The organism is Bacillus sp. WMMC1349 (assembly GCF_013155385.1).
Taxonomy (GTDB): Bacteria; Bacillota; Bacilli; order Bacillales; family Bacillaceae; genus Bacillus.
The window spans coordinates 27501-53793 of sequence record NZ_JABJUQ010000002.1 but is presented as its reverse complement, the minus strand read 5'-3'; the positions used below and the strand labels follow the sequence as shown (position 1 = coordinate 53793).

At 40.3% G+C, this 26293-nt stretch carries 24 protein-coding genes, 1 pseudogene and 2 other annotated features (1 of these 27 running past the window's edge); all 25 genes and pseudogenes read right to left on the bottom strand.

Annotated elements, in window-relative coordinates; genetic code table 11:
• Positions 1-2674 (bottom strand): annotated as a pseudogene (rpoC, locus tag HOO54_RS00725) (DNA-directed RNA polymerase subunit beta'); the annotation flags it as partial.
• A gap of 57 nt (positions 2675-2731) precedes the next feature.
• On the bottom strand, positions 2732-6310 hold the full coding sequence (gene rpoB / locus HOO54_RS00720) for a DNA-directed RNA polymerase subunit beta (protein ID WP_172292066.1): 3579 nt from the start codon (positions 6308-6310) through the stop codon (positions 2732-2734).
• A 253-nt stretch (positions 6311-6563) separates the two neighbouring features.
• Positions 6564-7169 (bottom strand): class I SAM-dependent methyltransferase, encoded by a 606-nt coding sequence (locus HOO54_RS00715; protein WP_172292064.1) that lies wholly within the window; start codon positions 7167-7169, stop codon positions 6564-6566.
• A gap of 140 nt (positions 7170-7309) precedes the next feature.
• Entirely contained in the window at positions 7310-7678 is a 369-nt protein-coding gene (rplL, locus tag HOO54_RS00710; protein ID WP_172292062.1) for a 50S ribosomal protein L7/L12, read from the bottom strand.
• Positions 7679-7723: 45 nt separating this feature from the next.
• Complete coding sequence (gene rplJ, locus HOO54_RS00705; RefSeq protein ID WP_172292060.1) at positions 7724-8224, bottom strand: 50S ribosomal protein L10; 501 nt, start codon at positions 8222-8224, stop codon at positions 7724-7726.
• A gap of 68 nt (positions 8225-8292) precedes the next feature.
• Positions 8293-8431: a sequence feature (ribosomal protein L10 leader region), on the bottom strand.
• 48 nt (positions 8432-8479) lie between these two features.
• Positions 8480-9178: a 50S ribosomal protein L1 gene (gene rplA, locus HOO54_RS00700; RefSeq protein WP_172292058.1), complete on the bottom strand. Its 699-nt coding sequence runs from the start codon at positions 9176-9178 to the stop codon at positions 8480-8482.
• Between the two features lie 102 nt (positions 9179-9280).
• Positions 9281-9706 carry a 50S ribosomal protein L11 gene (gene rplK, locus HOO54_RS00695; protein WP_172292056.1) on the bottom strand — a complete coding sequence of 142 codons (426 nt, stop codon included), beginning with the start codon at positions 9704-9706 and terminating at the stop codon, positions 9281-9283.
• A 170-nt stretch (positions 9707-9876) separates the two neighbouring features.
• Positions 9877-10410 (bottom strand): transcription termination/antitermination protein NusG, encoded by a 534-nt coding sequence (gene nusG / locus HOO54_RS00690; RefSeq protein WP_076762597.1) that lies wholly within the window; start codon positions 10408-10410, stop codon positions 9877-9879.
• A 172-nt stretch (positions 10411-10582) separates the two neighbouring features.
• Positions 10583-10753: a preprotein translocase subunit SecE gene (gene secE, locus HOO54_RS00685; RefSeq protein ID WP_172292054.1), complete on the bottom strand. Its 171-nt coding sequence runs from the start codon at positions 10751-10753 to the stop codon at positions 10583-10585.
• 31 nt (positions 10754-10784) lie between these two features.
• Positions 10785-10934 (bottom strand): 50S ribosomal protein L33, encoded by a 150-nt coding sequence (rpmG, locus tag HOO54_RS00680; protein ID WP_172292052.1) that lies wholly within the window; start codon positions 10932-10934, stop codon positions 10785-10787.
• A gap of 84 nt (positions 10935-11018) precedes the next feature.
• On the bottom strand, positions 11019-11690 hold the full coding sequence (gene sigH, locus HOO54_RS00675; RefSeq protein ID WP_172292050.1) for an RNA polymerase sporulation sigma factor SigH: 672 nt from the start codon (positions 11688-11690) through the stop codon (positions 11019-11021).
• Positions 11691-11753: 63 nt separating this feature from the next.
• A complete protein-coding gene (gene rae1 / locus HOO54_RS00670; protein WP_172292048.1) occupies positions 11754-12266 on the bottom strand; it encodes a ribosome-dependent mRNA decay endonuclease Rae1/YacP in 513 nt (170 codons plus the stop codon).
• Between the two features lie 7 nt (positions 12267-12273).
• Positions 12274-13023: a 23S rRNA (guanosine(2251)-2'-O)-methyltransferase RlmB gene (rlmB, locus tag HOO54_RS00665; protein ID WP_172292046.1), complete on the bottom strand. Its 750-nt coding sequence runs from the start codon at positions 13021-13023 to the stop codon at positions 12274-12276.
• Positions 13020-13436, bottom strand: a complete 417-nt coding sequence (locus HOO54_RS00660) for a Mini-ribonuclease 3 (protein WP_172292044.1) — start codon at positions 13434-13436, stop codon at positions 13020-13022. Before HOO54_RS00660 ends, rlmB begins: the two co-directional genes overlap by 4 nt.
• A gap of 2 nt (positions 13437-13438) precedes the next feature.
• A complete protein-coding gene (gene cysS, locus HOO54_RS00655) occupies positions 13439-14842 on the bottom strand; it encodes a cysteine--tRNA ligase (RefSeq protein WP_172292042.1) in 1404 nt (467 codons plus the stop codon).
• Positions 14823-15488 carry a serine O-acetyltransferase gene (gene cysE, locus HOO54_RS00650; protein ID WP_172292040.1) on the bottom strand — a complete coding sequence of 222 codons (666 nt, stop codon included), beginning with the start codon at positions 15486-15488 and terminating at the stop codon, positions 14823-14825. The genes cysS and cysE overlap by 20 nt, the downstream gene beginning before the upstream one ends.
• 71 nt (positions 15489-15559) lie before the next feature.
• Positions 15560-15789: a binding site (T-box leader), on the bottom strand.
• Between the two features lies 1 nt (position 15790).
• Positions 15791-17242: a glutamate--tRNA ligase gene (gltX, locus tag HOO54_RS00645; RefSeq protein ID WP_172292038.1), complete on the bottom strand. Its 1452-nt coding sequence runs from the start codon at positions 17240-17242 to the stop codon at positions 15791-15793.
• Positions 17243-17323: 81 nt separating this feature from the next.
• Complete coding sequence (gene ispF / locus HOO54_RS00640; RefSeq protein WP_172292036.1) at positions 17324-17800, bottom strand: 2-C-methyl-D-erythritol 2,4-cyclodiphosphate synthase; 477 nt, start codon at positions 17798-17800, stop codon at positions 17324-17326.
• Positions 17793-18488: a 2-C-methyl-D-erythritol 4-phosphate cytidylyltransferase gene (gene ispD, locus HOO54_RS00635; protein ID WP_172292034.1), complete on the bottom strand. Its 696-nt coding sequence runs from the start codon at positions 18486-18488 to the stop codon at positions 17793-17795. The genes ispF and ispD overlap by 8 nt, the downstream gene beginning before the upstream one ends.
• 16 nt (positions 18489-18504) lie before the next feature.
• Complete coding sequence (locus tag HOO54_RS00630; protein WP_172292032.1) at positions 18505-19593, bottom strand: PIN/TRAM domain-containing protein; 1089 nt, start codon at positions 19591-19593, stop codon at positions 18505-18507.
• Positions 19594-19709: 116 nt separating this feature from the next.
• Complete coding sequence (disA, locus tag HOO54_RS00625; RefSeq protein WP_172292030.1) at positions 19710-20783, bottom strand: DNA integrity scanning diadenylate cyclase DisA; 1074 nt, start codon at positions 20781-20783, stop codon at positions 19710-19712.
• Between the two features lie 3 nt (positions 20784-20786).
• Positions 20787-22166: a DNA repair protein RadA gene (gene radA / locus HOO54_RS00620; RefSeq protein ID WP_172292028.1), complete on the bottom strand. Its 1380-nt coding sequence runs from the start codon at positions 22164-22166 to the stop codon at positions 20787-20789.
• 78 nt (positions 22167-22244) lie between these two features.
• A complete protein-coding gene (gene clpC, locus HOO54_RS00615) occupies positions 22245-24677 on the bottom strand; it encodes an ATP-dependent protease ATP-binding subunit ClpC (protein ID WP_172292026.1) in 2433 nt (810 codons plus the stop codon).
• A gap of 17 nt (positions 24678-24694) precedes the next feature.
• Entirely contained in the window at positions 24695-25765 is a 1071-nt protein-coding gene (gene mcsB / locus HOO54_RS00610; protein WP_172292024.1) for a protein-arginine kinase McsB, read from the bottom strand.
• On the bottom strand, positions 25765-26293 hold the 3' portion of the coding sequence (mcsA, locus tag HOO54_RS00605; RefSeq protein ID WP_172292022.1) for a protein-arginine kinase activator protein McsA. 26 nt of this gene lie beyond the right edge of the window; the window shows 529 of its 555 coding nt (coding positions 27-555); the start codon falls outside the window, past its right edge; the stop codon is at positions 25765-25767. Before mcsA ends, mcsB begins: the two co-directional genes overlap by 1 nt.

Genomic DNA, 26293 nt, shown 5'->3' with positions numbered 1-26293 from the left:
CATGTAAATGCAGAGCGAATCCAGACTTCATCTATGCCTGCCTCAAACAATTTCCAGTGCTTTGTCTTCATCAATCAGCTCATTCTCTTTAACGAGAACTTCCCCGGTTTCAGGATGTTTAATAGGCTTTCTTGCAAAACGACCAATCAGTCGCTCTTCAAGGCGTTCGATCACTTCTGTGCCTTCTGTAATAGCCTTTGCCAAAATACCTCTATCCGTACCACAATCTGTCTCACGAATAATAACATCTTGAGCTACGTCAACAAGACGGCGAGTCAAGTAACCTGAGTCGGCTGTCTTCAGCGCTGTATCGGCAAGACCTTTACGAGCTCCGTGCGTTGAAATAAAGTACTCTAGCACTGTTAAACCTTCTCGGAAACTCGATTTAATTGGAAGTTCGATAATCCGGCCTGCCGGGTTGGCCATCAGACCACGCATACCTGCAAGTTGTGTAAAGTTTGATGCATTACCCCGGGCTCCAGAGTCACTCATCATGTAGATCGGGTTCACTTCATCCAACGATTTCATCAACTTACCTTGAATCGTATCTTTCGCCGCACTCCAAATGGAAATGACACGTTCATAACGTTCTTCTTCTGTTATTAGACCGCGTCTGAATTGTTTCAGAACGTTGTCAACTTTCCCTTGGGCTTCTTCAAGGATTCTCTGCTTATCATCCAGAACCACGATGTCAGAAACACCGACTGTAATTCCAGCTTGGTAGAGAATTTAAAACCAAGATTCTTCATGCGGTCAAGCATTTTCGATGTTTCAGTAATGTGGAATCTTTTGAATATCTCCGCAATAATTTTACCTAAAATGCCTTTTTTAAATGGGGCATTAATTTCTTGTCCTTGAATTGCGGCTCTCACATCTACACCATAGTCTATGAAGAAACGATCAGGCGTTTTTTCTTCAATATTACTCTTTGTCGGCTCATTCATATACGGAATGATGGCGGAAGAATTTCATTGAAGATCAACTTTCCTACGGTTGTCATGAGCAACTTAGAACGCTGTTCTTCAGTAAATGTTTCATTCTTCAAAGAATTAACCGCAACAGCGACTCTCGTATGCAAATGCACATACCCGTTTTGATAGGCTAACAACGCTTCATCTGTATCTTTGAAAATCATACCTTCCCCGACTGCACCAGGGCGCTCTAATGTTAAGTAGTAATTTCCAAGTACCATATCCTGTGATGGTGTAACAACCGGTTTTCCATCTTTAGGATTGAGAATGTTTTGTGCAGCAAGCATAAGAATACGCGCTTCCGCTTGTGCTTCGGCTGATAAAGGAACGTGTACCGCCATTTGGTCACCATCAAAGTCTGCATTGTATGCTGTACAAACAAGCGGGTGAAGACGGATGGCACGGCCTTCAACAAGTGTTGGCTCAAATGCCTGAATTCCCAATCTGTGAAGCGTAGGGGCACGGTTTAGAAGTACCGGATGCTCTTTAATAACCGATTCAAGAACATCCCAAACTTCTGGTTGAACACGTTCGATTTTACGCTTCGCACTCTTTATGTTATGGGCAAGACCTTTTTCAACCAGTTCTTTCATGACGAAAGGCTTGAAAAGTTCCAAAGCCATCTCTTTCGGTAGTCCACACTGGTACATTTTCAGGTTCGGACCAACAACGATAACAGAACGACCTGAGTAGTCAACACGTTTCCCGAGTAGATTTTGACGGAAACGACCTTGTTTACCTTTCAACATATGAGAAAGTGATTTCAACGGTCTATTTCCTGGACCTGTAACAGGACGACCTCTGCGCCCATTATCAATTAATGCGTCGACTGCTTCTTGAAGCATACGTTTTTCGTTTTGCACAATGATACTTGGTGCTCCAAGATCAAGAAGACGTTTTAAGCGATTGTTACGGTTAATGACACGGCGGTAAAGATCATTTAAATCAGATGTTGCAAAACGACCACCGTCAAGCTGTACCATCGGTCTCAGTTCAGGAGGAATAACCGGAAGAACATCAAGGATCATCCAAGATGGTTTGTTTCCGGAATTACGGAAAGCCTCCAATACTTCAAGTCGTTTGATCGCCCGTGTCCGTCGCTGTCCTTGAGACGTTTTAAGCTCTTCTTTAAGTGCATCTACTTCTTTTACAAGATCGATATCTTGAAGAAGTTTATGGATCGCTTCTGCGCCCATAGAAGCTTGAAACTTGTTTCCGTATTTATCAAGATATGCCCGGTATTCTTTTTCAGACAACAGCTGCTTCTTCTCAAGCGGCGTGTTGGCCGGGTCTGTTACCACATAGGAAGCAAAATAGATCACTTCTTCTAAAGCACGAGGTGACATATCTAGCACAAGACCCATACGGCTTGGTATTCCTTTAAAATACCAAATATGAGAAACTGGAGCCGCCAACTCAATATGTCCCATTCTTTCTCGTCGGACTTTAGCCCGCGTTACTTCAACTCCACAACGGTCACAAACTACGCCTTTATAACGAACTCGCTTGTACTTTCCGCAATGGCATTCCCAGTCCTTTTGAGGACCGAAAATGCGCTCACAGAACAGACCATCTTTTTCAGGTTTCAAAGTACGATAGTTGATTGTTTCAGGCTTTTTCACTTCTCCATAAGACCATGAACGGATTTTATCAGGTGAAGCGAGACCGATGTTCATATACTCAAAATTGTTCACATCTAGCAAGGGGCCTACCTCCCTTTTTTCTTCGGGTTATACCCTGTCACTTGCACAAAAATTCATTTATTCCTTCGTGACGCTATCATGTTCTATATCAGGGGATGCCGCTTCTTCATCTTCATCATTCGATAAAGTAAGACCTTCATTTTGTTTTGCATCCTCATCATCTTCCAAGTCTCTCATTTCAATTTCTTCTTCATCACTTGAGAGAATTTTAACATCCATACCTAAACTTTGAAGTTCTTTAATTAATACTTTAAACGATTCTGGAACACCTGGTTCTGGCACGTTGTCACCTTTTACGATCGCTTCGTAAGTCTTCACACGACCCACGACATCATCGGATTTAACAGTCAGAATTTCTTGAAGTGTGTATGCAGCACCATATGCTTCAAGTGCCCACACCTCCATCTCACCAAAACGCTGTCCGCCGAATTGCGCTTTACCTCCGAGAGGTTGTTGAGTAACGAGTGAATAAGGTCCTGTTGACCGAGCATGGAGTTTGTCATCAACCATGTGGGCAAGTTTGATCATATACATGATCCCAACAGAAACCCGGTTATCAAACGGTTCTCCCGTGCGACCATCGTATAGTACAGTTTTTGCATCTCTTGACATCCCAGCTTCTTCAAGCGTTTCCCATACATCTTCTTCACGGGCACCGTCAAATACCGGTGATGCGAAGTGAAGACCGAGACGGCGTGCAGCCATACCGAGGTGAAGCTCCAATACTTGCCCGATGTTCATCCGTGATGGAACGCCGAGTGGGTTTAACATAATATCAATTGGTGTTCCATCAGGTAGATATGGCATATCTTCTTCAGGCAGAATCTTCGAGATAACCCCTTTATTACCATGTCGGCCTGCCATTTTGTCCCCTTCAGAAATTTTACGCTTCTGAACAATGTACACCCGGACAAGCTGATTGACGCCAGGAGGCAGTTCATCGCCATCTTCACGATTGAAAACTTTGACATCAAGGATAATCCCGCCTCCGCCGTGCGGAACACGGAGAGATGTATCGCGAACTTCACGCGCTTTTTCTCCGAAAATAGCATGAAGCAGGCGTTCTTCTGCAGTAAGCTCAGTAACCCCTTTTGGCGTTACTTTTCCAACAAGAAGATCTCCGTCTTTTACTTCAGCACCGACACGAATAATACCGCGCTCATCCAAGTTGCGAAGAGCATCTTCTCCAACGTTTGGAATATCGCGTGTGATTTCTTCAGGCCCAAGTTTCGTATCTCTAGCTTCTGATTCATATTCTTCAATATGGATCGATGTATATACGTCGTCTTTAACAAGGCGTTCACTCATGATGATGGCATCCTCATAGTTATAGCCTTCCCATGTCATGAAGCCGACCATCACATTGCGTCCAAGGGCAAGTTCACCCTTTTCCATAGAAGGACCATCAGCTAAAATTTCACCTTTTACAACCTCATCTCCGACGCTCACAATTGGACGCTGATTATAGCAAGTTCCCTGGTTGGAACGAACAAATTTCAGCATACTGTATTTATCAAGATTTCCTTTTACCTTTTGACCATCTACTTCCTCATATCTGCGAACCCAAACATTTTTAGCCTCTACCCGTTCAACGATTCCCGGATAGCGACAGATGACAGCAGCACCAGAGTCTTTCGCTGATACATACTCCATTCCGGTTCCGACAACTGGTGATTCAGGCTGCATAAGCGGAACGGCTTGACGTTGCATGTTCGCACCCATCAAAGCACGGTTTGAGTCATCGTTTTCCAAGAAAGGAATACACGCAGTGGCTGCAGAGACAACCTGTTTTGGTGAAACGTCCATGTAATCAACACGGTCTTTTGGAACAACTGTGTTCTCACCTCTAAAGCGGGCGATAATTTGGTCGTCAACAAATGAACCGTCTTCAGCAAGGCGAGCGTTTGCCTGTGCCACAACATAGTTATCTTCTTCATCAGCCGTTAAATAATCGATTCTTGGCGTAACTTTTCCTGTCTCAGGATCAACCCTGCGATAAGGTGTTTCAATAAAGCCAAAACGATTTACTTTAGCAAACGAAGAAAGCGAGTTAATCAACCCGATGTTTGGACCCTCAGGTGTTTCAATCGGACACATCCGACCATAATGTGAATAGTGAACGTCACGCACTTCCATTCCGGCACGTTCACGTGTCAAACCACCAGGTCCGAGCGCTGATAGGCGACGCTTATGCGTTAACTCAGCAAGCGGATTTGTTTGATCCATGAACTGAGAAAGCTGTGAACTTCCGAAAAATTCTTTAATAGAAGCAATAACAGGACGAATGTTAATCAGTTGCTGAGGCGTGATCGTATTTGTGTCCTGAATGGACATTCTTTCCCGAACAACGCGTTCCATCCTGCTTAGACCAATCCGGAACTGGTTTTGTAACAGTTCACCTACAGAACGGAGTCTGCGGTTTCCTAAATGGTCAATATCATCAGTGTCTCCAACTCCATGAAGCAAATTGAAGAAATAGCTGATTGAAGAGATAATATCGGCTGGTGTAATATTTTTGACACCTTCCTCAATAAAAGCATTCCCGATCACATTGATCGTTTGCTCCCCTTCTTGGTCAGTTGGAGCGTAGATTTTAATAGATTGAAGGATCACTTCATCTTCGACTACACCGCCATTCGGATACAGCTTTTTAAAGCCGATCCCATTTTCTAAGTATGGCAGTACTTTATCAAGTGTTCTTCTGTCCAAAATCGTACCTTTTTCAGCAAGAATCTCTCCTGTTTCAGGATCGATAAGCGTTTCCGCAAGTCGTTGATTGAAAAGACGATTTTTAATGTGGAGCTTTTTATTAATTTTATAACGTCCTACACTTGCAAGGTCATATCTTTTTGGATCAAAAAACCTTGAGTCAAGCAAACTCTTTGCATTTTCCACTGTTGGCGGCTCTCCAGGACGGAGGCGTTCGTAAATTTCAAGAAGTGCCTTATCAGTGTTTTCTGTATTATCTTTATCAAGAGTATTGCGCAAATACTCGTTTTCACCGACAAGATCAATAATCTCCTGATCAGATCCAAAGCCAAGAGCACGCAAAAGAACCGTAACCGGCAACTTACGTGTGCGATCAATGCGGACATAAACAACATCTTTCGCATCTGTCTCGTATTCTAACCATGCGCCACGGTTTGGAATGACAGTTGCGGTAAAACCTTTTTTACCGTTTTTGTCAACTTTACCACTGAAATATACACTTGGAGAACGAACAAGCTGAGATACAATGACGCGTTCCGCACCGTTAATAATAAAGGTACCGGTGTCTGTCATGATCGGGAAATCCCCCATGAAAACATCCTGGTCTTTTACCTCGCCAGTTTCTTTGTTGATTAAGCGAACTTTAACCCGCAACGGAGCTGAATAGGTTACATCACGTTCTTTTGATTCTTCTACTGGATACTTTGGATCACCTAAGCTGTAATCAATAAATTCCAGAGAGAGGTTACCAGTGAAATCCTCAATTGGTGATATGTCTTGAAACATCTCTCTAAGACCCTCATCAAGAAACCACTGATAAGAAGAGGTCTGAATTTCAATGAGATTTGGTAATTCTAACACTTCGCTAATGCGTGCATAGCTTCTGCGCTGGCGGTGTCGTCCATACTGAACTAGTTGACCTGTCAACTGATTCACCCCTCAAATCATGCGTAATATATGTGTAACAAGCATTTCTTTCTCATATATGTAAGAAATACCTTTACAAGACAAAAGAAAAAAGGGTTTCTAATTAGAAAACCACATCCAAAAACAAAATACCGATTTTATTAGTGTTTCCATAAATATATATTTTATACAAACCAATATGTTTCAGAAAAAAAGCGGCAAGCAAAATATATACATTGGCATTTTATAATACTAACATAGCTGAAAATTCGAGTCAAACTTTTTTTGCTCTGATAATATAGTATCCTTTCTTTTTTTGGACGATTTCAACATCCGCAAAAAGCTCTTTTAATTTATCAATAGCAGAAGGCCCGCCTTGTTTTTTTTGAATGACGACCCATAAGTCACCTGAAGACCGTAAATATTCGGCACTTTTTTCAAAGATAGCATGCACTATTTTTTTCCCAGCTCGTATAGGGGGATTCGTAATAATAGAAGCGAATGTTTTAGCAGGATCGACATTGGAAAACAGATCACTTTGGTATATATCAACGTTTTCGATCTGATTATGTAACGCATTATCTTTTGAAAGTTCAACTGCCCTTTCATTGACATCAACCATGTGAACGAGTCGATTTTTAAAATCTGCAGCAAGAGAAAGACCGATAGGACCGTATCCACAGCCTACATCTAAAAAATCACCTTCTACCTCAGGTTCTTGGAAAGCCTCAATCAGCAGTCTAGAACCAAAGTCGACCTCTTTTTTTGAAAACACGCCACTGTCACTTACAAATGTAAATGTCCGGTTCCTTAATAGAAATGTCCACTTTATTTTGTTGCTCTTCACTGAAGGTTTTTCAGAATAATAATGGTCAGTCATGATAGAACCTCCTAAAGTTGTGAACCCTTTTCACTATCTTGAAGCAAGATGGCTTTTATTATACGGAAGAAAAATAGTTAATCAGCAAAGAAAAAGCTCGCTTTTAAAAGCGAGCTTTCCCCTAAAAGGTTAGGCGAAGATTACTTAACTTCTACAGAAGCGCCAACTTCTTCAAGTTTAGCTTTAAGCTCTTCAGCTTCTTCTTTGGCAATACCTTCTTTAAGAGGTTTTGGAGTGTTATCAACAAGTTCTTTAGCATCTTTCAAACCAAGACCAGTGATTTCACGCACAACTTTGATAACTTTGATCTTTTGATCTCCTGCTCCAGCAAGAATAAGATCAAATTCAGTTTGCTCTTCAGCAGCTCCGCCAGCAGCAGCAGCAGCTACAGCTACAGGAGCAGCTGCAGTTACACCAAACTCTTCTTCAATTGCTTTTACTAACTCGTTTAATTCAAGCACAGTTGCTTCTTTAACGGAAGCAATGATTTCTTCAATGTTTAAAGCCATTTGTAATTCCTCCATTTGTTTTCATTTTTTATGAAACAGACTATATTAAGCGCCTTGTTCTTCCTTTTGTTCTGCCACAGCTTTTGTAGCAAGAGCAAGATTGCGAACTGGAGCTTGAAGTACACTAAGCAACATAGAAAGCAAGCCTTCGCGTGATGGAAGTTCAGCAAGAGCTTTCACTTCTTCAACAGTAGAAACTTTACCTTCGATAACGCCAGCTTTGATTTCAAGAGCGTCGTGTTTTTTAGCAAACTCGTTAATCACTTTTGCTGGAGCGACAACATCTTCAGCACTAAATGCAATCGCATTCGGTCCAGTTAAGACATCATTCAAACCATCAAGTTCAGCTTGTTCAACCGCACGACGAGTCATTGTGTTTTTGTAAACTTTGAACTCAACGTTCGCTTCGCGGAGTTGCTTACGAAGTTCAGTTACTTCAGAAACATTAAGACCGCGATAATCAACAACAATTGTTGATTTACTTTCTTTTAGTTTAGAAGCAATTTCTTGAACAACAGCTCTTTTTGTTTCAATTACGCTGCTCATGGTTACACCTCCTGTAGATTTAATCGTGTAACACTTATACCGCCTCGGTGTCACGTTCTTTAACGACGAATTCCATATAAAAAGCCTCCATTTGACATGGAGGCTGTATATACAAGCATACGTTACGTAAAGCTGTGATATATATACACCTCGGTAGGAAATTAAGCCACAGGCACCTACTGTCTACGGTATAAATGGACATATTTTATTTTACAACGTTTTGAATTATATCAAAACGAATGATATGAGTCAATACTATTTTACGTTAAAAGTTGAAGGGTCCACTTTAATTCCAGGTCCCATTGTAGATGTGACAGATACATTCTTCACATATACACCTTTAGCAGCAGCAGGTTTTGCTTTCATAACTGTATCGTAAATTGTTGCAAAGTTTTCAACAAGCTTCACATCATCAAATGAAACTTTACCGATTGGCACATGAATGTTTCCAGCTTTATCGACACGATATTCAACTTTACCAGCTTTGATTTCGTTTACTGCTTTTTCAACTTCAAAAGTAACTGTACCTGTTTTAGGGTTTGGCATAAGACCTTTTGGTCCAAGCACACGTCCGATTTTACCGACTTCACCCATCATATCAGGAGTCGCCACGATCACATCAAATTCAAACCAACCTTGCTGAATTTTGTTGATGTAATCAGTATCCCCTACATAATCTGCACCAGCAGCTTCTGCTTCTTTCGCTTTTTCTCCTTTAGCGAAAACAAGGACGCGTTGTGTTTTACCTGTTCCATTTGGAAGAACAACCGCACCGCGGATTTGCTGATCATTTTTACGAGGATCAACACCTAAACGAAATGCCGCTTCAACAGTAGCATCAAATTTAGCTGTGTTTGTTTTTTTCACAAGTTCAATCGCTTCATTTACATCATAAGCTTTTGTACGTTCAACAAGCTTAGCAGCTTCTACGTACTTCTTTCCTTTTTTTGCCATTTAAAAATTTCCTCCTTAGTGGTTTTAGCGGAATAACCTCCCACGAATAAGGGTTGCGAACTTGTCTAATCCAAACTCGCAACCCAACAAAGAAACAAAAAATTAGTCTTCAATCACAATACCCATACTGCGGGCAGTTCCTTCAACCATGCGCATAGCCGCTTCAACACTTGCTGCATTCAAGTCAGGCATTTTTGTTTCAGCGATTTCACGTACTTTATCACGCTTGACGGTTGCCACTTTATTACGGTTAGGTTCACCAGAACCTGACTCAATTCCAGCCGCTTTTTTAAGTAACACAGCAGCCGGCGGAGTTTTTGTAATAAATGTAAATGAACGGTCTTCGTAAACCGAAATTTCTACAGGAATGATAAGACCAGCTTGGTCAGATGTACGAGCGTTAAACTCCTTACAGAATCCCATGATGTTAACACCGGCTTGACCTAACGCAGGACCAACTGGTGGAGCTGGATTCGCTTTCCCAGCAGGAATTTGCAATTTTACTACTTTTACTACTTTTTTAGCCACGAGACACACCTCCTTAAGTCCGTGATGTGGTAATAGGGTGAACCCTCCCACTCAAGGTCTCATTCTTTATATGAATGATGAAAATATCAAGCTAGCTGCCTTGACATTTCTGCCAAGACGCACCTTTGTATATTACCACTTTTATATAGTGATTTCAAGCGCTTATTCCATTACAATTTGTCAACTTGAGTAAATTCAAGTTCAACAGGGGTTTCTCTTCCGAACATATTAACAAAGACTTTCACCTTGTTTTTGTCATGATCGATCTCTTCAATTGTCCCTGTAAAATCAGCAAACGGACCATCGATCACTTTAACAGTTTCCTTCAATTCAAAATCAATTTCTGTTTTTCGTTCTTCAAGGCCCATTCTTTTCAAAATTCTTTCTGCTTCGCCTGGTAGTAAAGCGGTCGGTTTAGAACCTGAACCAGCAGAGCCGACAAAGCCTGTCACACCTGGTGTATTTCTGACAACATACCAAGAGTCATCTGTCATCACAAGTTCAACTAAAACGTAACCAGGGAATACTTTCTTTTTAACTACTTTTTTCTTACCGTTTTTGAAATCCGTTTCTTCTTCTTCAGGTACAACGACACGGAAAATTTTATCCTGCATCCCCATCGATTCAACCCGTTTTTCTAAGTTTGCTTTGACCTTATTTTCATAGCCGGAGTACGTGTGTACAACATACCATTTCTTTTCCATTCTCATTCAGGACCTCTCTAGTCCTTCCCTCCCCACACCATAATTTTTGGGCCGTAATGAGAAACCGACATTCTTTTATACGAGCCTCATATTTTGAAACAATGAAAAAACCCGTTGAACGGGTTTTTTTGCGAGTCATATTTAGATCTATTATAACACGTTTTCCTGATCATTATTCAACTATTAAACGAATTAATTGTGTAAAACCCGAATCGACCAAGGCAAAAAAGACCGCGAAAAAAACAACAGTAATAATAACAGTAATCGTATAGCGCGTTAATTCTTTGCCTTTTGGCCAAGTGACTTTCTTCATTTCTTTTGCGACATTTTTAAAAAATTTCATATTACGCCTCCACAATCTAAAAACAAAAAAACTATTTTGTTTCCAGATGTACTGTATGTGAGTTGCAGTTATTACAGTATTTCTTTACTTCAAGCCGCTCAGCTAATGCTGCGGAGCTTTTCATTGTCGTATAATTGCGACTCCCGCAATTTTTACAAGCTAATGTTATTTTTTTCTTCATGTTTACACCTTTTTTCTGGACAATCATTTCTTTTAGTAAAATACCACAGTACTAAATTCACTGTCAATAAGCCGGAAGCATCAGTTACAAACTGATTTCACGAAGTTCCAGATATTTCTCCAGTTTGCGTTTGACACGTTGAAGCGCGTTATCGATTGATTTGACATGGCGATTCAACTCTTCGGAAATCTCCTGATAGGATCTTCCATCAAGATAAAGTGCAAGTACTTTTCTTTCTAAATCGCTAAGTAATTCTCCCATCTTAAGTTCAATATCATCAAACTCTTCCTGATTGATGATCAACTCTTCTGGATTCATTACTTTAGCTCCCGAAATAACATCCAGAAGCGTCCGGTCTGAATCTTCGTCATAAATAGGCTTGTCCAGCGACACATAAGAATTTAACGGAATATGTTTTTGACGAGTAGCTGTTTTAATCGCGGTAATAATTTGGCGGGTAATGCATAATTCTGCAAAAGCTTTAAAAGAAGTCAGCTTGTCCTCTTTAAAATCACGGATAGATTTATAGAGACCAATCATCCCTTCCTGAACAATATCCTCTCGATCAGCTCCAATTAAAAAATAGGATCTCGCTTTTGCCCTCACAAAGTTACGGTACTTTGTAATTAAATAATCTAACGCATCACTGTCTCCGACATGAACCATTTCAATAACCTGCTCATCTTCCAACTGGCAAAACCGTTCTTTGCTGAACTGCTCCTTGCTGAATTTTCCCTGGTTGTTTTTTAAGTTCACTCCGATCCCCCCGACCGCACGTAGATAGAAATATTATACAGTAATAGCTAAAAATGCGTCAACCTACTCCAAATCGCCCCGCCGCCATTTTTCAAATTTTTTTAGAACTTCTTCTGAGATTGGTATCTTGCTGATTGGGCGTTCAGAGGTAATTTTTTTTACCCTTTTTTCAATTTTTCTTTCAATCGCTTCAACTTCCCTCAGCAATTCCCGGGCAGACTTGCGTAACGCTCCCTGCCCAAAGATCGCCCACTGCTCAGTATAGTCTGATGTAGCAACATGAATTTGCGTTTGAATATCATTTAAATCTGAAGCTAGTTTTTCAATTCGTTCATCAGCTGTTTCGTTTTCTCTTGTGAAAATCACCTCTACACGGTGATTGATTTTTTTCTTTTCAATCCCTTTGACTAGGTGTGCATCAAACACAACAATCACACGAAAACCCGTGTAAGATTGATATTCTGCCATTTTTTGAATCAACAGGTCCCTTGCTTCTTCAAAGCTGTTCTTTTTTAGATCCTTTAACTTAGGCCAGGATCCAATCATGTTATAGCCGTCTACTAAAAGGATGTCCATTGCCTCTTTAATCTCCTAAAGGGCTTCGCTTCCGAAGAACTTCATACATAAGCAAGCCGGCTGCAACAGACGCATTTAAAGAAGTGACTTTTCCTACCATTGGCAGAGAATAGAGAAAATCGCATTTTTCTTTGACAAGTCTCCCCATTCCTTTTCCTTCACTCCCGATCACCAATGCTAGCGGCATGTTTCCATCCATTGACCTGTAATCCTGATTCGCTGACGCATCGGTACCGGCAACCCAGACACCCTGTTCTTTCAGCTCTTCTAATGTTCGTGAAAGATTGGTTACTCTAACGACCGGAATATGTTCAATTGCACCTGTTGAGGCCTTTGCAACAGTAGTGGTAAGACCGACCGCACGCCGTTTTGGAATGATGATTCCATGGGCACCAGCTGCATCAGCTGTCCGCATAATTGATCCTAGATTATGCGGATCTTCGATTTCATCTAATACGAGAATAAACAGCTGTTCATTTTTCGCTTCTGCCTTCTGAAAAAGGTCGTCTAATTGTGCATACTCATATGCCGCAACTTGTGCGACCACCCCCTGATGCTGTCCGGAAACCATCTGATCAAGTTTTTTTCTGGGAACATACTGAATTGTAATCCCTCTTTTAGCTGCGAGTTCTACGACTTGCTGAGCTTGTCCCTTCACCGTGTTTTCCGCCATCCACAATTTATACAGTTCTCGGTCTGATTTTAACGTTTCAATTACCGCATTTTTCCCAATAACATAATCGTGTTGCTGTGTCATTTTATTTCCTCCTTTCCATCCCGTTTTTCCAATGCTTTTTGAATCAACTCGTCAAGCCTTTCTTCTCTGTTTTCCAAAAAAAGATACCCTATAACCGCTTCAAAAGCTGTACTGTAGCGGTACGTTTGAACATCTGTATTTTTAGGTACTGTTCCTGATTTTGCATTTCGTCCTCTTCTGAGCACAGCTTGTTCTTCTTCCGTGAAAAAACCTTGCTTTTCCAGTTCAAATAGCATACATGCCTGTGATTTTGCAGAAACATAATGACTTGACCGTTTGTGTAAGTCATGAGGTTTTGACACCCCTTGCTTTAACAGGTGATGCCTGACATAGATGTCTAAAACGGCATCACCCATGTAAGCCAGTGCTAGCCCATTCATTTGTTTAGCATGTTTAATGGTTTCTAACTTCATGTTTATGATTCTCCTCTTTTCCAGCGTGTCCCTTGAGGAGTATCCTCTAAAATGATGTTCATGCTTTTTAATTGATCACGGATGTTGTCAGATGTTGCAAAATCTCGATTTCTGCGCGCTTCGTTTCTCTTTTCAATCAACTCTTCAACTTCTTGATTCAAAAGCTCTTGTTCCTGAAGTGAAAACCCCAGAACCGAAGAAATCTCATCAAACAGCTGAAGGAAAGACTTGATTACATGTTCAGCAGTGTTCTTTTCTTGTAAATAGTAGTTTGCATGCTTAGCTAAATCGAACAGGACAGAAATCGCATTCGCTGTATTGAAGTCATCATCCATTGCAGTTTCAAAAGCGGTACGCTGCTCAGCAATTTTTTCAAACCACATGGAATCCCCTTCTGTTAAATTTGTACTGCTTTTTAGCCGATATTGCAAATTGCCATAAGCGGTTTTTAACCGATCAAAAGCATTTTTTGTATTCTCCAACAAGTCAACTGAATAGTTAATTGGATGCCTATAATGAACAGACAACATAAAAAACCTCAGTACTTTCGGATCATATTCTTTAATAATCTCGTGAACAAGAACAAAATTACCTAGAGATTTGGACATCTTTTCATTATCGATATTAATATAACCGTTATGAAGCCAATATTTCGCAAAAGTCTTTCCTGTTAAAGCTTCAGATTGGGCAATTTCATTTTCATGGTGTGGAAATGTCAAATCCTGTCCGCCAGCATGAATATCGATCGAATCTCCTAAGTATTTTCTAGCCATTGCCGAGCACTCAATATGCCAGCCTGGCCGCCCTTTTCCCCATGGACTATCCCAAGAGATTTCATTTTCTTTAGTCGCTTTCCATAAGGCAAAGTCAAGAGCATCCGCTTTTTTCTCACCGATCTGAATTCGTGCACCTGATCTTAACTCATCAATCGATTGGTGAGAAAGCTTTCCATAGCCAGCAAATGATCTTGTTTTATAATAAACATCTCCCTCGGCTTCATAAGCGTAGCCCTTTTCAATCAAAGTCTTAATAAAATCAATAATATCATCCATATTTTCAGTCACACGTGGATGGCAATCGGCTTTTGAGCAGCCAAGTGAACCAACATCTTCGAAGTACGCCTTGATAAACCGTTCGGCGATCACAGGCACCTCTTCACCGAGCTCCTCTGCCGCTTTAATCAATTTATCATCAACATCAGTAAAGTTGGAGATATAGTGAACATCATAGCCTCTGTACTCCAAGTATTTTCTGACGGTATCGTAGACGATAGCCGGTCTTGCATTTCCAATGTGAATGTAGTTATAAACAGTCGGTCCGCAAACATACATTTTCACTTTGCCCTCTTCAAGAGGGATGAACTGTTCTTTTTTTCTTGTCAGTGTATTATAAAGTACAATCGTCATGACTCATCTTCCCTTCTTTTTCCTTTAGTTCTTCTTTAAGACGCTGGATTTCACGTTCTAATTCTCGGAAACGGTCAGCCACTGGATCTGGTAAATCCTGATGATTAAGATCCCGTTTAATTTTCTTTCCATTTTGGACAACAACACGTCCCGGGATTCCGACGACAGTTGAACACTCTGGAACATCATGTAGAACAACAGAGCCCGCTCCGATTTTTGAACCTCTCCCTATCGTGATAGAACCAAGTACCTTGGCCCCTGTTGATATCAATGCATCATCCTCAATTGTCGGATGCCGCTTGCCTTTTTCTTTTCCTGTTCCTCCAAGAGTCACTCCTTGAAAAACTGTTACATTATGGCCGATCTCACATGTCTCTCCAATAACAACACCCATTCCATGATCGATAAAAAACCTCCTGCCAATCTTCGCACCTGGATGAATTTCGATTCCTGTGAAGAAGCGAGAAATTTGTGAGATGACTCTGGCAATGAAAAATCTTTTTCTTTTATATAAAGCATGTGCAATTCGATGAGCCCATATTGCATGCAAGCCTGAATACGTGAGGATGACTTCAAAATAGCTTCTGGCAGCCGGATCTTGATCAAATACGACTTCCACATCTTCTTTAAGCATTTTCAAAAACACATAATTCCCCCCTTTTCCCGCTTCTCTTTTTTACTGATATTAAACCATACAAAAAACGCCTCTGTCCTAATGACAGAGACGTTTTGATAAACGCGGTTCCACTCTGTTTAGAAAACAGCCTATCTGTTTTCCCAACTTTCATCCATAACGGTGGACACCGCCTTTAAATACTAGTTTAAAACGTTCTTTAAAGGTCTCAAGAGTGCATTTCTAAAGCAAGGCATTTAAGTCTCTCTCAGCCGGTGAAGACTCTCTCTTTAATAGCCATCTGCTTTATACTTTTCTCTGTCAATGATTTTTGCTTATTTACTTTTCAACCGTTTTAAAACAGTATCTTTTCCGATCAATTCAATCGACTGAGGCAATTCAGGTCCATGAGTCTGACCTGTTGTTGCCACACGGATTGGCATAAACAGTTTTTTTCCTTTATGTCCTGTTTCCTTTTGAACAGCTTTGATGGATGCCTTGATGTTTTCCGCAGTAAAATCCTCTAACTGTTCAAGTTTTTCAGCAAATACTTGAAGCACTTCCGGAACCTGTTCTTCTTCCAAAACTGTTCTTGCTTCATGATTATACTGGATTTCGTCTTTAAAGAACAACTCCGTTAACTCGACAATTTCCGCACCATAACTTAACTGTTCTTGATAAAGAGAGATGAGCTTACGAACCCATTCTTGTTCATTTTCAGAAAGTTCTTGTGAAAGTTTCCCTGCTTTCTGCAAATGTGGCACCGTCAATTGAATAACCTGATCAAGATCAAGTTTTTTCACATATTGGTTATTAACCCATTTCAGTTTATGCGTATCAAACACAGCTGGTGATTTTGATAAACGCTTCACATCAAAGATCTCGATAAACTGTTCTTTTGTAAACAGTTCTTCTTCACCGACCGGTGACCAGCCAAGCAGAGCAATGAAGTTAAATAGCGCTTCCGGCAAATAACCAAGTTCTTCATACTGTTCAATAAATTGAATGATTGATTCATCGCGTTTACTTAGTTTTTTACGATTTTCATTGACGATCAGTGTCATATGTCCAAAATTCGGAACGTCCCAACCAAACGCATGATAGATCATGATCTGCTTCGGTGTATTAGAAATGTGGTCTTCTCCACGTAAAACATGTGTAATTTTCATCAAATAATCATCGACTGCGACAGCAAAGTTATATGTTGGTGTTCCGTCTTTTTTGACAATGACAAAATCACCGATTCCATCTGTTTCAAACGTAATGTCGTCTTTGACAATGTCTTTAAAAGTAATGACGTCTCCCTTAGGAACCTTAAAACGGATGCTTGGCTGCCTTCCTTCAGCAAGATGTTTTTCTTGTTCTTCTTTTGTTAAGCTACAACACTTTCCAGAATAACGCGGCATTTCTCCGCGAGCTGATTGGTCTTCTCGCTCTTTCTCAAGCTCTTCCTCTGTGCAATAACAATGATATGCCAGACCTTTTTCAAGCAGTTCTTCATAATATGTTTTGTAAATTTCGTTTCTTTCAGATTGACGGTATGGTCCATATTGACCACCGACATCTATGCTTTCATCCCAATCCATGCCCAGCCATTTTAAATAATTGAGCTGGCTTTGCTCTCCACCGGCAATATTTCGTTTTTGATCTGTATCTTCTATCCGAACGATGAATTTCCCACCTTGGCTTCGAGCAAATAAATAATTAAAAAGGGCGGTTCTTGCATTTCCGATATGTAAATGACCGGTAGGACTCGGTGCATATCGAACCCGAACTTCATTTCCCATCTGTCTAACTTCCTTTCGTATCAGGTCATAGTTCAAATTTAGTTCTATTCTATCATTAAATGAAATGACCTACAAAGTGAATCATCTTTTTTGGATGAGTACAACAGCCTGAGCGGCTATTCCTTCAGCTCTTCCTGTAAACCCAAGCTTTTCGGTTGTCGTCGCCTTTACATTAATTTGCGAAATATCAGCATCCAATCCTTCCGCAATTCTGACCCGCATGTCTTCAATATAAGGAGCCATTTTTGGTTTTTGGGCAATGATCGTACAATCAAGGTTTCCAAGCGTATACCCTTTCCCCTTGACTAACTGCCACACATGCTGAAGAAGCTTAAAGGAATCGGCATCTTTGAATTCTGGATCAGTATCCGGAAAATGTTTGCCAATATCACCTTCTCCAATCGCTCCGAGACAAGCATCAGCAATGGTATGCAAAAGCACATCAGCATCAGAATGCCCCAAAAGACCTTGTTCAGATGGAATCGTCACTCCTCCAATAATAAGCGGTCTTCCTTTTACAAGCTGATGAACGTCAAACCCTTGTCCAATTCTAAACATGTTCATTCCTTCTTTCCGCTTCTAATATCGCCTCTGCAACAAGCAGGTCATCAGGTGTTGTCAACTTAATGTTTTGATAATCCCCCTGAATAATAGCGACCTTTCCACCCGCTTCTTCGACCAGACTGGCATCATCTGTTCCAAAAAAACCTGTTGCTTCAGCTTTAAGATGGGCGTTCATCAAAATAGAAAGACGAAAAGCTTGCGGGGTTTGAGCGGCCCACAAGCTTGAACGTTCAATAGTTCCAGTTATCTCATTGTCTTGAACGCGTTTGATAGTATCTTTAACTGGTACAGCAACAATTGCAGCACCTGTTTCATTTGCTTTTATAACAAGCTGTTCGATATGTTCCTGTTTGATAAACGGTCTGGCCCCATCATGAACAAGGACCATTCCTTCTTTTCCAACTGCTTGAATTCCTTGCATAACACTGTGCTGGCGTTCGTTTCCGCCAGTTACAATTTTGATAGGTGTGATAAAATGATACTCTTTTAAAAGACGGTTAAATTCATCGTATTCTTTCTCATTGATCACAAGAATGATGCTTTTACATGCACTGTGATGTTCAAACACCTTTAGTGTATGAATAATAACAGGTGTTCCTTTTGCCTTAATAAACAGTTTATTTTTTCCGACATTCATTCGTTTGCCTTGTCCGGCAGCAGGAATAATGACTTGATAATCCATCTTTCTTTCTCCCTTTTTACAGCGCCTTCTCCAGCAGTTTCGGTTTCGCGAATATCATTCTTCCCGCAGCTGTCTGCAGTACACTGGTCACGAGCACATCGATATGTTTACCAATATAGTTTCGACCTTCTTCAACAACGATCATTGTGCCATCATCCAAATAACCGACACCTTGATTATGTTCTTTACCGTCTTTTATCACCTGTACCTTCATCTCTTCACCAGGAAGCACGACAGGCTTAACGGCATTGGCCAAATCATTAATATTAAGAACAGCCACCTTTTGAAGTTCACACACTTTATTTAAATTGAAGTCATTTGTGACAACAACACCTGAAGTTAGCTTCGCAAGTTTGACTAGTTTACTGTCAACTTCTTGAATATCTTCAAAATCGCCTTCATAAATTTCAACCTTGATATTTAACTCTTTTTGAATTCTATTTAAAATATCCAGACCTCTTCGACCTCTGTTGCGTTTAAGAACGTCAGATGAGTCAGCGATATGCTGAAGTTCTCCAAGAACGAATTGAGGAATCACGATAACACCTTCAAGAAAACCTGTTTGACAAATATCAGCGATTCTTCCGTCTATAATAACACTTGTGTCTAATATTTTCAGCCTTTTATCTTCTCTAGTACGCTCCTCTTCAACCGGACCTTTTTTCTTTCGTGACGTAAAAAGAGTGAGAATCTCATCTTTTTTCTTAAACCCTACCCTGAACCCCAAATAACCAAGAAGTGCAGCTAATACAAGGGGAATGACAGTGCCGATTAACTGATATGGGAAATACTTCAACGGGATAAGATTAACAATAAGATATGCCAGCAAAAGCCCAAAAACCAACCCTAATGATCCAAACAACAAGTCTGAAACAGGGGCTTTTATTAAAGAGTCCTCAATTCTTTTCAACCAGTTGATCACATAATCCGCACACCAGATGCCAATAAGAAAAAAGATAATAGCCCCCAAACAAGCAGATACATACGGATTTGTTACTAAAGGTATGTCCTTCACGTTCAACAGTACAAACAATTCCGGTACGAGAAAAACACCGATAACGCCTCCCAAAATCGCAAAAAACGCCTGAACTATTCGTTTTAACATACCTTCACCTCCTTTTTTAATGTTCAATAGTTTATAAATAGAACTGTCAGTAAAATAAAATTAAAAATATTATACCCAGATATTTCATTTTTTAATCAATTATTAGAAAAAGACTACTATGGTCGATCAATATAATGTTTTTCTTGTAATCCTTTAAGTCCATTCTTGATTTTTTGGGCGCGAACTGTACCGATTCCGTCTACTTCATCTAATTCCTTCATATCTGCTTCGATGATCAGCTTTAAATGACCAAATGCTTCAACAACATTTTCGACAATCGGCATCGGCAACCTTGGAATTTTGTGAAGAAGTCTGTAACCTCGTGGAAAAACATAGTCCTCCATATTTGTTGAAGCTGAGTACCCAAGAAGCTTTAATAAAATACTATCATCCAACAATTCAAAGCTGGACATATCTTGAAGTTGCTTTAAAAGAACAAACGGATCTTTAACTTTTTCTTTGACATAGTCTTTTACAAAAAGAGCTGCTTCTTGTTCCATATCGGTTATGAGTTCACTTACTTGTAGTCTTATTAAATGTCCTTCAGTTCCGAGCTCTGTAATATACATATTAATCTCATTTTTAATTCGAAGCACCATTTCATATCGATGGAGAACAGATATGACATCACTAAATGACACAAGCTCTTCAAACTCCAGGGCATTCAATGTGGAAATTGCATGATCTAAAATCAGCTTGTACTTTTCAAGCGTCTGAATCGCTTGATTGGCTTTTGTTAAGATAAAGCCAATATCTTTAAGAATATACTTCATACTTTTTTGATAGAGTGTGATGACATTCCGTCTTTCAGATATGGCGATTACCAGACATCCAGTCTGTTTGGCAACTCGCTCAGCTGTCCTGTGCCTCATCCCTGTTTCTGAAGAAGCGATCGTCGCCTCAGGCATAAGCTGGGTATTTGCATATAAAATCTTTTGTCCTGAATCACTAAGGATAATAGCGCCATCCATTTTTGCCAACTCATATAAATGAGCCGGAGAAAAAGAAGAATTAATATGGAATCCGCCATCAACCACTACTTTTACTTTGTCATTAAAACCAACAACAATTAATCCACCAGTTTTCGCTCGAAGTACATTTTCAATCCCCTCGCGTAGAGGTGTACCTGGGGCAACAAACTGCAATATTTCTGAAAGGTCTTGTTTCGCCCCTTTTTTATCTTTTTCCATCTATTATGATCCTCCTAATGAAGTTCGAAGAGCCTCAGCTACATTTTCCACACCGACAACCTCAATTCCTTTCGGTCTGGTCCATCCTTCCAAATTTGCTGATGGAATAATCATTCTCTTAAACCCAAGCTTTGCCGCCTCCTGAACTCGCTGTTCAATCCTAGACACTCTTCGAACTTCTCCTGTTAAACCGACCTCCCCGATAAAACAATCTGTCGGATGTGGCGGGTTATCTTTAAAACTTGAAGCGATGCTTACGGCTACAGCTAAATCTATTGCCGGTTCATCTAACTTCACTCCGCCAGCTACCTTTAAATAGGCATCTTGATTTTGCAAAAGTAGCCCCACTCTTTTTTCCAACACGGCCATTAATAGCGAAACTCGGTTATGGTCAATTCCAGTTGCCATTCTGCGTGGATTACCAAAGCTTGTAGGAGATATGAGTGCCTGTATTTCAACAAGAACTGGTCTAGTACCTTCCATTGAAGCGACTACACTCGATCCAGCCGCACCTGCAGAGCGTTCTTCAAGAAATATTTCAGAGGGGTTTAATACCTCTGTAAGGCCTTCTTCCCTCATTTCAAAAATGCCCATCTCATTAGTTGACCCAAATCGATTTTTAACAGCTCTTAAAATCCGAAACGTATGGTGCCGCTCACCTTCAAAATAAAGGACTGTATCGACCATATGTTCCAGCAATCTTGGTCCGGCTATCGAACCTTCTTTTGTTACATGCCCAACAATAAATATTGGGATTCCTTTTGTTTTTGCTATTCTCATCAGTTCAGCTGTGCACTCTCTCACTTGTGACACACTGCCTGGTGCAGAGGTAATATCACTTTGATAGACAGTTTGAATCGAATCAACCACAACAAATGAAGGATTCATCTCTTCTATAGAAGACGTAATATACTCCATATCGGTTTCAGATAAAACGTGTAGAGCCGGACTATTGATACCTAACCGATCCGCTCTTAATTTCGTTTGTTTGACAGATTCTTCTCCTGAAATATACAGGACAGTTGCATTGGATTCTGCAAGTTGGGCTGATACTTGTAGCAGTAAAGTCGACTTTCCGATCCCAGGATCACCACCAATTAAGACAAGTGAACCTTTGACAATACCGTTTCCTAATACACGGTTAAATTCGCCTAATTGCGTTTTAATTCGTGGCTCTTCTGTTGTTTCAATCGATGAGATAGGAGAAGGCTTCTGTACTTTTTCAACTGAATGAGAAAAAGCTGTTCTTCTGTTTGCGGCAGGTTTTTTAATCATTTCTTCTACCATCGTGTTCCATGTACCACATCCAGGGCACTTCCCCATCCACTTGGGAGATTCATAGCCGCATGATTGGCAAATAAATTTAGTTTTTGTTTTAGCCATTGCTCATTTAGACGCTCCTCTTTATATGAAAGTGAGGCATACGAATCAAACTGTATGCCTCTTTCTTTTGTCTCTATATTAGTTCGTTTTAACTTCTGTTTTTACGACAAAGTCTCCATTTTCCACATCTAGCAAAATATGCTGTCCTTTTTTAATTTGATCTTTTAAAAGTTCTTCTGAAAGCCGATCTTCAACGTGTTTTTGTATAGCTCTTCTGAGTGGACGAGCACCGTATTCAAGATCGACACCTTCTTCAGCAATTTTTTCTTTCGCTGCTTCAGATAGTTCAATTGAAAGATCCTGTTCTTTCAAGCGCTTTGTCAACTGTTCTGACATTAGTGAAACAATGTCTTTCAAATGTTTTTTCTCAAGGGAGTGGAAGACAATAATCTCATCAATACGGTTAATGAATTCAGGTCTAAAGGCACGCTTCAACTCACCCATCACTTTATCTTTCATATCTTTATAAGTCTGGGTTTCATCATGAACATTAAACCCAACATATTTATTGCGCCTCAGTTCACTGGCCCCTACATTTGAAGTCATAATTAAGATGGTGTTTCTGAAATCGACTGTACGTCCTTTTGAGTCTGTTAAACGACCGTCTTCAAGAACTTGCAACAAAATATTGAATACGTCTGGATGAGCTTTTTCAATCTCATCAAGCAGGACAACTGAATATGGTTTTCTTCTCACTTTTTCAGTTAGCTGTCCGCCTTCATCATAACCGACATACCCTGGAGGTGAACCAACGAGTCTTGATGTTGAGTGCTTCTCCATGTACTCTGACATATCGATGCGAATCATCGCTTCTTCATCACCAAAAATAGATTCTGCAAGCGCACGGGCAAGCTCAGTCTTACCTACACCTGTCGGACCAAGGAAAATAAATGAACCAATCGGACGTTTTGGATCTTTTAATCCAGCCCGTGCACGTCTGACAGCCTTCGCTACAGCAACCACTGCTTCATCCTGTCCGATCACTCTAGAATGTAAAATATTTTCCATATTTAAAAGTTTATCTGTTTCAGTTTGAGCAATCTTTGAAACAGGCACCCCAGTCCAGCTTGATACCACCATCGCAATATCATCAACTGTCACTTCGGAATTTTCTTGTCCTTGCTTTTCTTTCCATGTTTTCTTTGTTTCTTCAACTTGTTCCCGCAGACGCTGTTCTGTGTCACGCAATGAGGCTGCTTTTTCAAATTCTTGACTTTGAACAGCGGCATCTTTTTCTTTACGAACCTCGTCAAGCTTTTGTTCAAGCTCTTTTAATTTTGGTGGTGTTGTAAAGGAACGTAAACGAACTTTTGAACCAGCCTCATCGATTAAATCAATCGCTTTATCAGGCAAGAAGCGATCAGAAATGTAACGATCAGACAGTTTGACAGCTGCTTCGATTGCTTCATCTGTAATTGAGACACGATGATGAGCTTCATAGCGGTCCCTAAGACCCTTCAAAATTTGAATACTCTCCGCAGGTGATGGTTGATCGACCTGAATCGGCTGAAAACGTCGTTCTAATGCAGCATCTTTTTCAATATATTTACGATATTCATCAAGGGTTGTCGCCCCAATACACTGTAGCTCACCGCGGGCCAAAGAAGGTTTCAGGATATTTGAAGCATCGATAGCGCCTTCTGCTCCTCCTGCTCCAATTAGTGTATGAAGTTCATCAATAAATAGAATGATATTACCTGCTTGCCGAATTTCATCCATCACTTTTTTAAGACGATCTTCAAATTCTCCACGGTATTTCGTTCCTGCAACTACAGTTCCCATATCAAGCGTCATGACCCGTTTGTCACGCAAAATTTCTGGAACTTCATTGTTAATAATTTGTTGTGCTAAACCTTCAGCTATCGCTGTTTTACCTACACCCGGTTCACCAATTAAAACAGGGTTATTCTTTGTTCTGCGACTCAGCACTTCAATCACACGTTGAATCTCTTTGCTACGACCAATAACAGGGTCAAGACTGCCTTCTTTAGCGATTGTAGTCAGGTCTCGAGCTAAACTGTCCAGTGTTGGTGTATTGGCATTACTATTTGCTCCGGATGCTGTACCACCGCTCTCATTACTACCCAAAAGCTGTAACACCTGTTGCCTCGCTTTATTTAGGCTGACACCTAGGTTGTTCAACACTCGTGCAGCTACACCTTCTCCTTCCCGAATAAGACCAAGGAGGATATGTTCTGTTCCCACATATGAATGACCTAGTTTTCTTGCTTCATCGAATGCCAGTTCAGTCACTTTTTTAGCCCTTGGTGTGTAAGGGGCATTGTGGGTCATCTCTTGACCGCGACCGATCAGGCTTTCAACCTCTTTTTGAATTTTCTCAGGACTTAGACCTGAGGCTTGCAATGCTTTTGCAGCAATTCCTTCACCTTCTCTGACAAGTCCAAGCAAAATATGTTCAGTTCCAATATTATTGTGACCAAGACGCAAAGCTTCTTCTTGAGCAAGTGCAAGCACTTTTTGCGCTCTTTCAGTGAATCTCCCAAACATCATACCGTTTCATCCTCCTATCATTCACCATTATCCTCTAATTTAAGCCGTTCTCTAATAAGAGTTGCTCTTCTAACATCCCTTTCGTCAGCACTTAGTTCACTTCCAGAATATTGTTGAAGAAAACCCGGCTGAGTTAAAATCATGAGCTCATTTAAAATATTTCTGGAAAGACCTTTTATTATGCCCAGATCTATCCCAAGCCGGACATCTGATAGACATCTGGCTGTCTCTTTGGATTCAATCATCCGACAGTTGGATAATACACCGTATGACCTATAGACGCGATCTTCCAACCCTATTTGCGAAGTTTGATAAAGTGCCTTTCTTGCTGAACGCTCTTGTTCAATCAACTGGACAACAACACTGTTTAGATCTTCAACAATGTCAATTTCTGACTTCCCAAGAGTAATTTGATTAGAAATTTGAAAGATATTTCCTAATGCTTCGCTTCCTTCACCGTAAATTCCTCTTACAACTAGACCTAATTGATTAATAGCTGGAATAATTCGATTAATTTGCCTAGTCAACACTAAAGCAGGAAGGTGCATCATAACGGAAGCTCGCATCCCTGTCCCTACATTTGTAGGACAACTTGTTAAATAGCCCCTTTGTTCTGTAAAAGCATAATCGATTTTATCTTCCATCCAATCATCAACTCGATTTGCTGCTTTTAAAGCATCAGATAGTTGAAAACCAGGGAAAAGACATTGAATCCGCACATGATCTTCTTCATTTAACATAATGCTAACTTCTTCGTTTTCAGAAAGGAGACATGCACCAAAAGAAGCTTCCGTCAAATGGGGACTGATCAAATGTTTTTCAACTAAAACCCTTTTTTCTAATGGTTGTATTTGATTCATTTTTACCATTTCGAATTTACCTATTTCATGGGCTTCATATCCGGTAAACTGTTCTTCAAATAAAGCAATAATTGCTGATGCTTCTTCATTAGAAAATTGTGAAGGGAAACGCACTTTCTCTAAATTACGGGCCAGACGAATCCGGCTGCTTAGCACGATGTCACTTTCAGGACCTTCTTGCCGCATCCAACTACTTAAAGCATTCTGTATAAAATGCTGTAGTGACATCAGTCTTCCCCCTCCTTCTTGTTTTCACTCAGACTTTGCTCAAGCGCGCGAATTTCGTCTCTAATATTAGCAGCTTTTTCAAACTCTTCCTGCTGAATTAATTCTTTTAATTCTTTTTTCAATGTATCAACTTGTCTTCTGACATGAAGATTGCCACCAATTCGTTTTGGAATTTTACCTGCATGAACAGTATTGCCGCTGTGAACTTTTCTTAAAATCGGAGTAATGTATGAGTGAAATGTTTTATAACACTCCGAACAGCCAAAACGTCCTGTTTGTCGAAACTCAGGAAAGGTCATATTGCACTTTTTACAGCGTAAAATTTGTTCAGGTTGTTTAAAAATTTTAGCTTCACTGTTTTTATAAGCTGAATCAATGTTTAAAAGTCCAGATAATAAATTATGAATGGAAAATCCGTTATTTTCATTCATAGAGTATGATTCACTGTTCTCTTTCGCACATTGTTCACATATATGCATTTCTCTTTTTTCACCGTTAATGACTTTTGTAAAGTGAAAAGTAGCCGGT

Coding starts and splice junctions, on each gene's coding strand:
- HOO54_RS00715 (WP_172292064.1), bottom strand. CDS start 7,169: ATGACTGACCATTATTATTCTGAAAAACCTTCAGTGAAGAGCAACAAA.
- rplL (WP_172292062.1), bottom strand. CDS start 7,678: ATGGCTTTAAACATTGAAGAAATCATTGCTTCCGTTAAAGAAGCAACT.
- rplJ (WP_172292060.1), bottom strand. CDS start 8,224: ATGAGCAGCGTAATTGAAACAAAAAGAGCTGTTGTTCAAGAAATTGCT.
- rplA (WP_172292058.1), bottom strand. CDS start 9,178: ATGGCAAAAAAAGGAAAGAAGTACGTAGAAGCTGCTAAGCTTGTTGAA.
- nusG (WP_076762597.1), bottom strand. CDS start 10,410: ATGGAAAAGAAATGGTATGTTGTACACACGTACTCCGGCTATGAAAAT.
- secE (WP_172292054.1), bottom strand. CDS start 10,753: ATGAAATTTTTTAAAAATGTCGCAAAAGAAATGAAGAAAGTCACTTGG.
- rpmG (WP_172292052.1), bottom strand. CDS start 10,934: ATGAAGAAAAAAATAACATTAGCTTGTAAAAATTGCGGGAGTCGCAAT.
- rae1 (WP_172292048.1), bottom strand. CDS start 12,266: ATGGACATCCTTTTAGTAGACGGCTATAACATGATTGGATCCTGGCCT.
- rlmB (WP_172292046.1), bottom strand. CDS start 13,023: ATGACACAGCAACACGATTATGTTATTGGGAAAAATGCGGTAATTGAA.
- HOO54_RS00660 (WP_172292044.1), bottom strand. CDS start 13,436: ATGAAGTTAGAAACCATTAAACATGCTAAACAAATGAATGGGCTAGCA.
- cysS (WP_172292042.1), bottom strand. CDS start 14,842: ATGACGATTGTACTTTATAATACACTGACAAGAAAAAAAGAACAGTTC.
- gltX (WP_172292038.1), bottom strand. CDS start 17,242: ATGGGAAATGAAGTTCGGGTTCGATATGCACCGAGTCCTACCGGTCAT.
- ispF (WP_172292036.1), bottom strand. CDS start 17,800: ATGTTTAGAATTGGACAAGGGTTTGACGTTCATCAGCTTGTAAAAGGA.
- ispD (WP_172292034.1), bottom strand. CDS start 18,488: ATGGATTATCAAGTCATTATTCCTGCTGCCGGACAAGGCAAACGAATG.
- HOO54_RS00630 (WP_172292032.1), bottom strand. CDS start 19,593: ATGTTAAAACGAATAGTTCAGGCGTTTTTTGCGATTTTGGGAGGCGTT.
- disA (WP_172292030.1), bottom strand. CDS start 20,783: ATGGAAAAAGATAAAAAAGGGGCGAAACAAGACCTTTCAGAAATATTG.
- radA (WP_172292028.1), bottom strand. CDS start 22,166: ATGGCTAAAACAAAAACTAAATTTATTTGCCAATCATGCGGCTATGAA.
- clpC (WP_172292026.1), bottom strand. CDS start 24,677: ATGATGTTTGGGAGATTCACTGAAAGAGCGCAAAAAGTGCTTGCACTT.
- mcsB (WP_172292024.1), bottom strand. CDS start 25,765: ATGTCACTACAGCATTTTATACAGAATGCTTTAAGTAGTTGGATGCGG.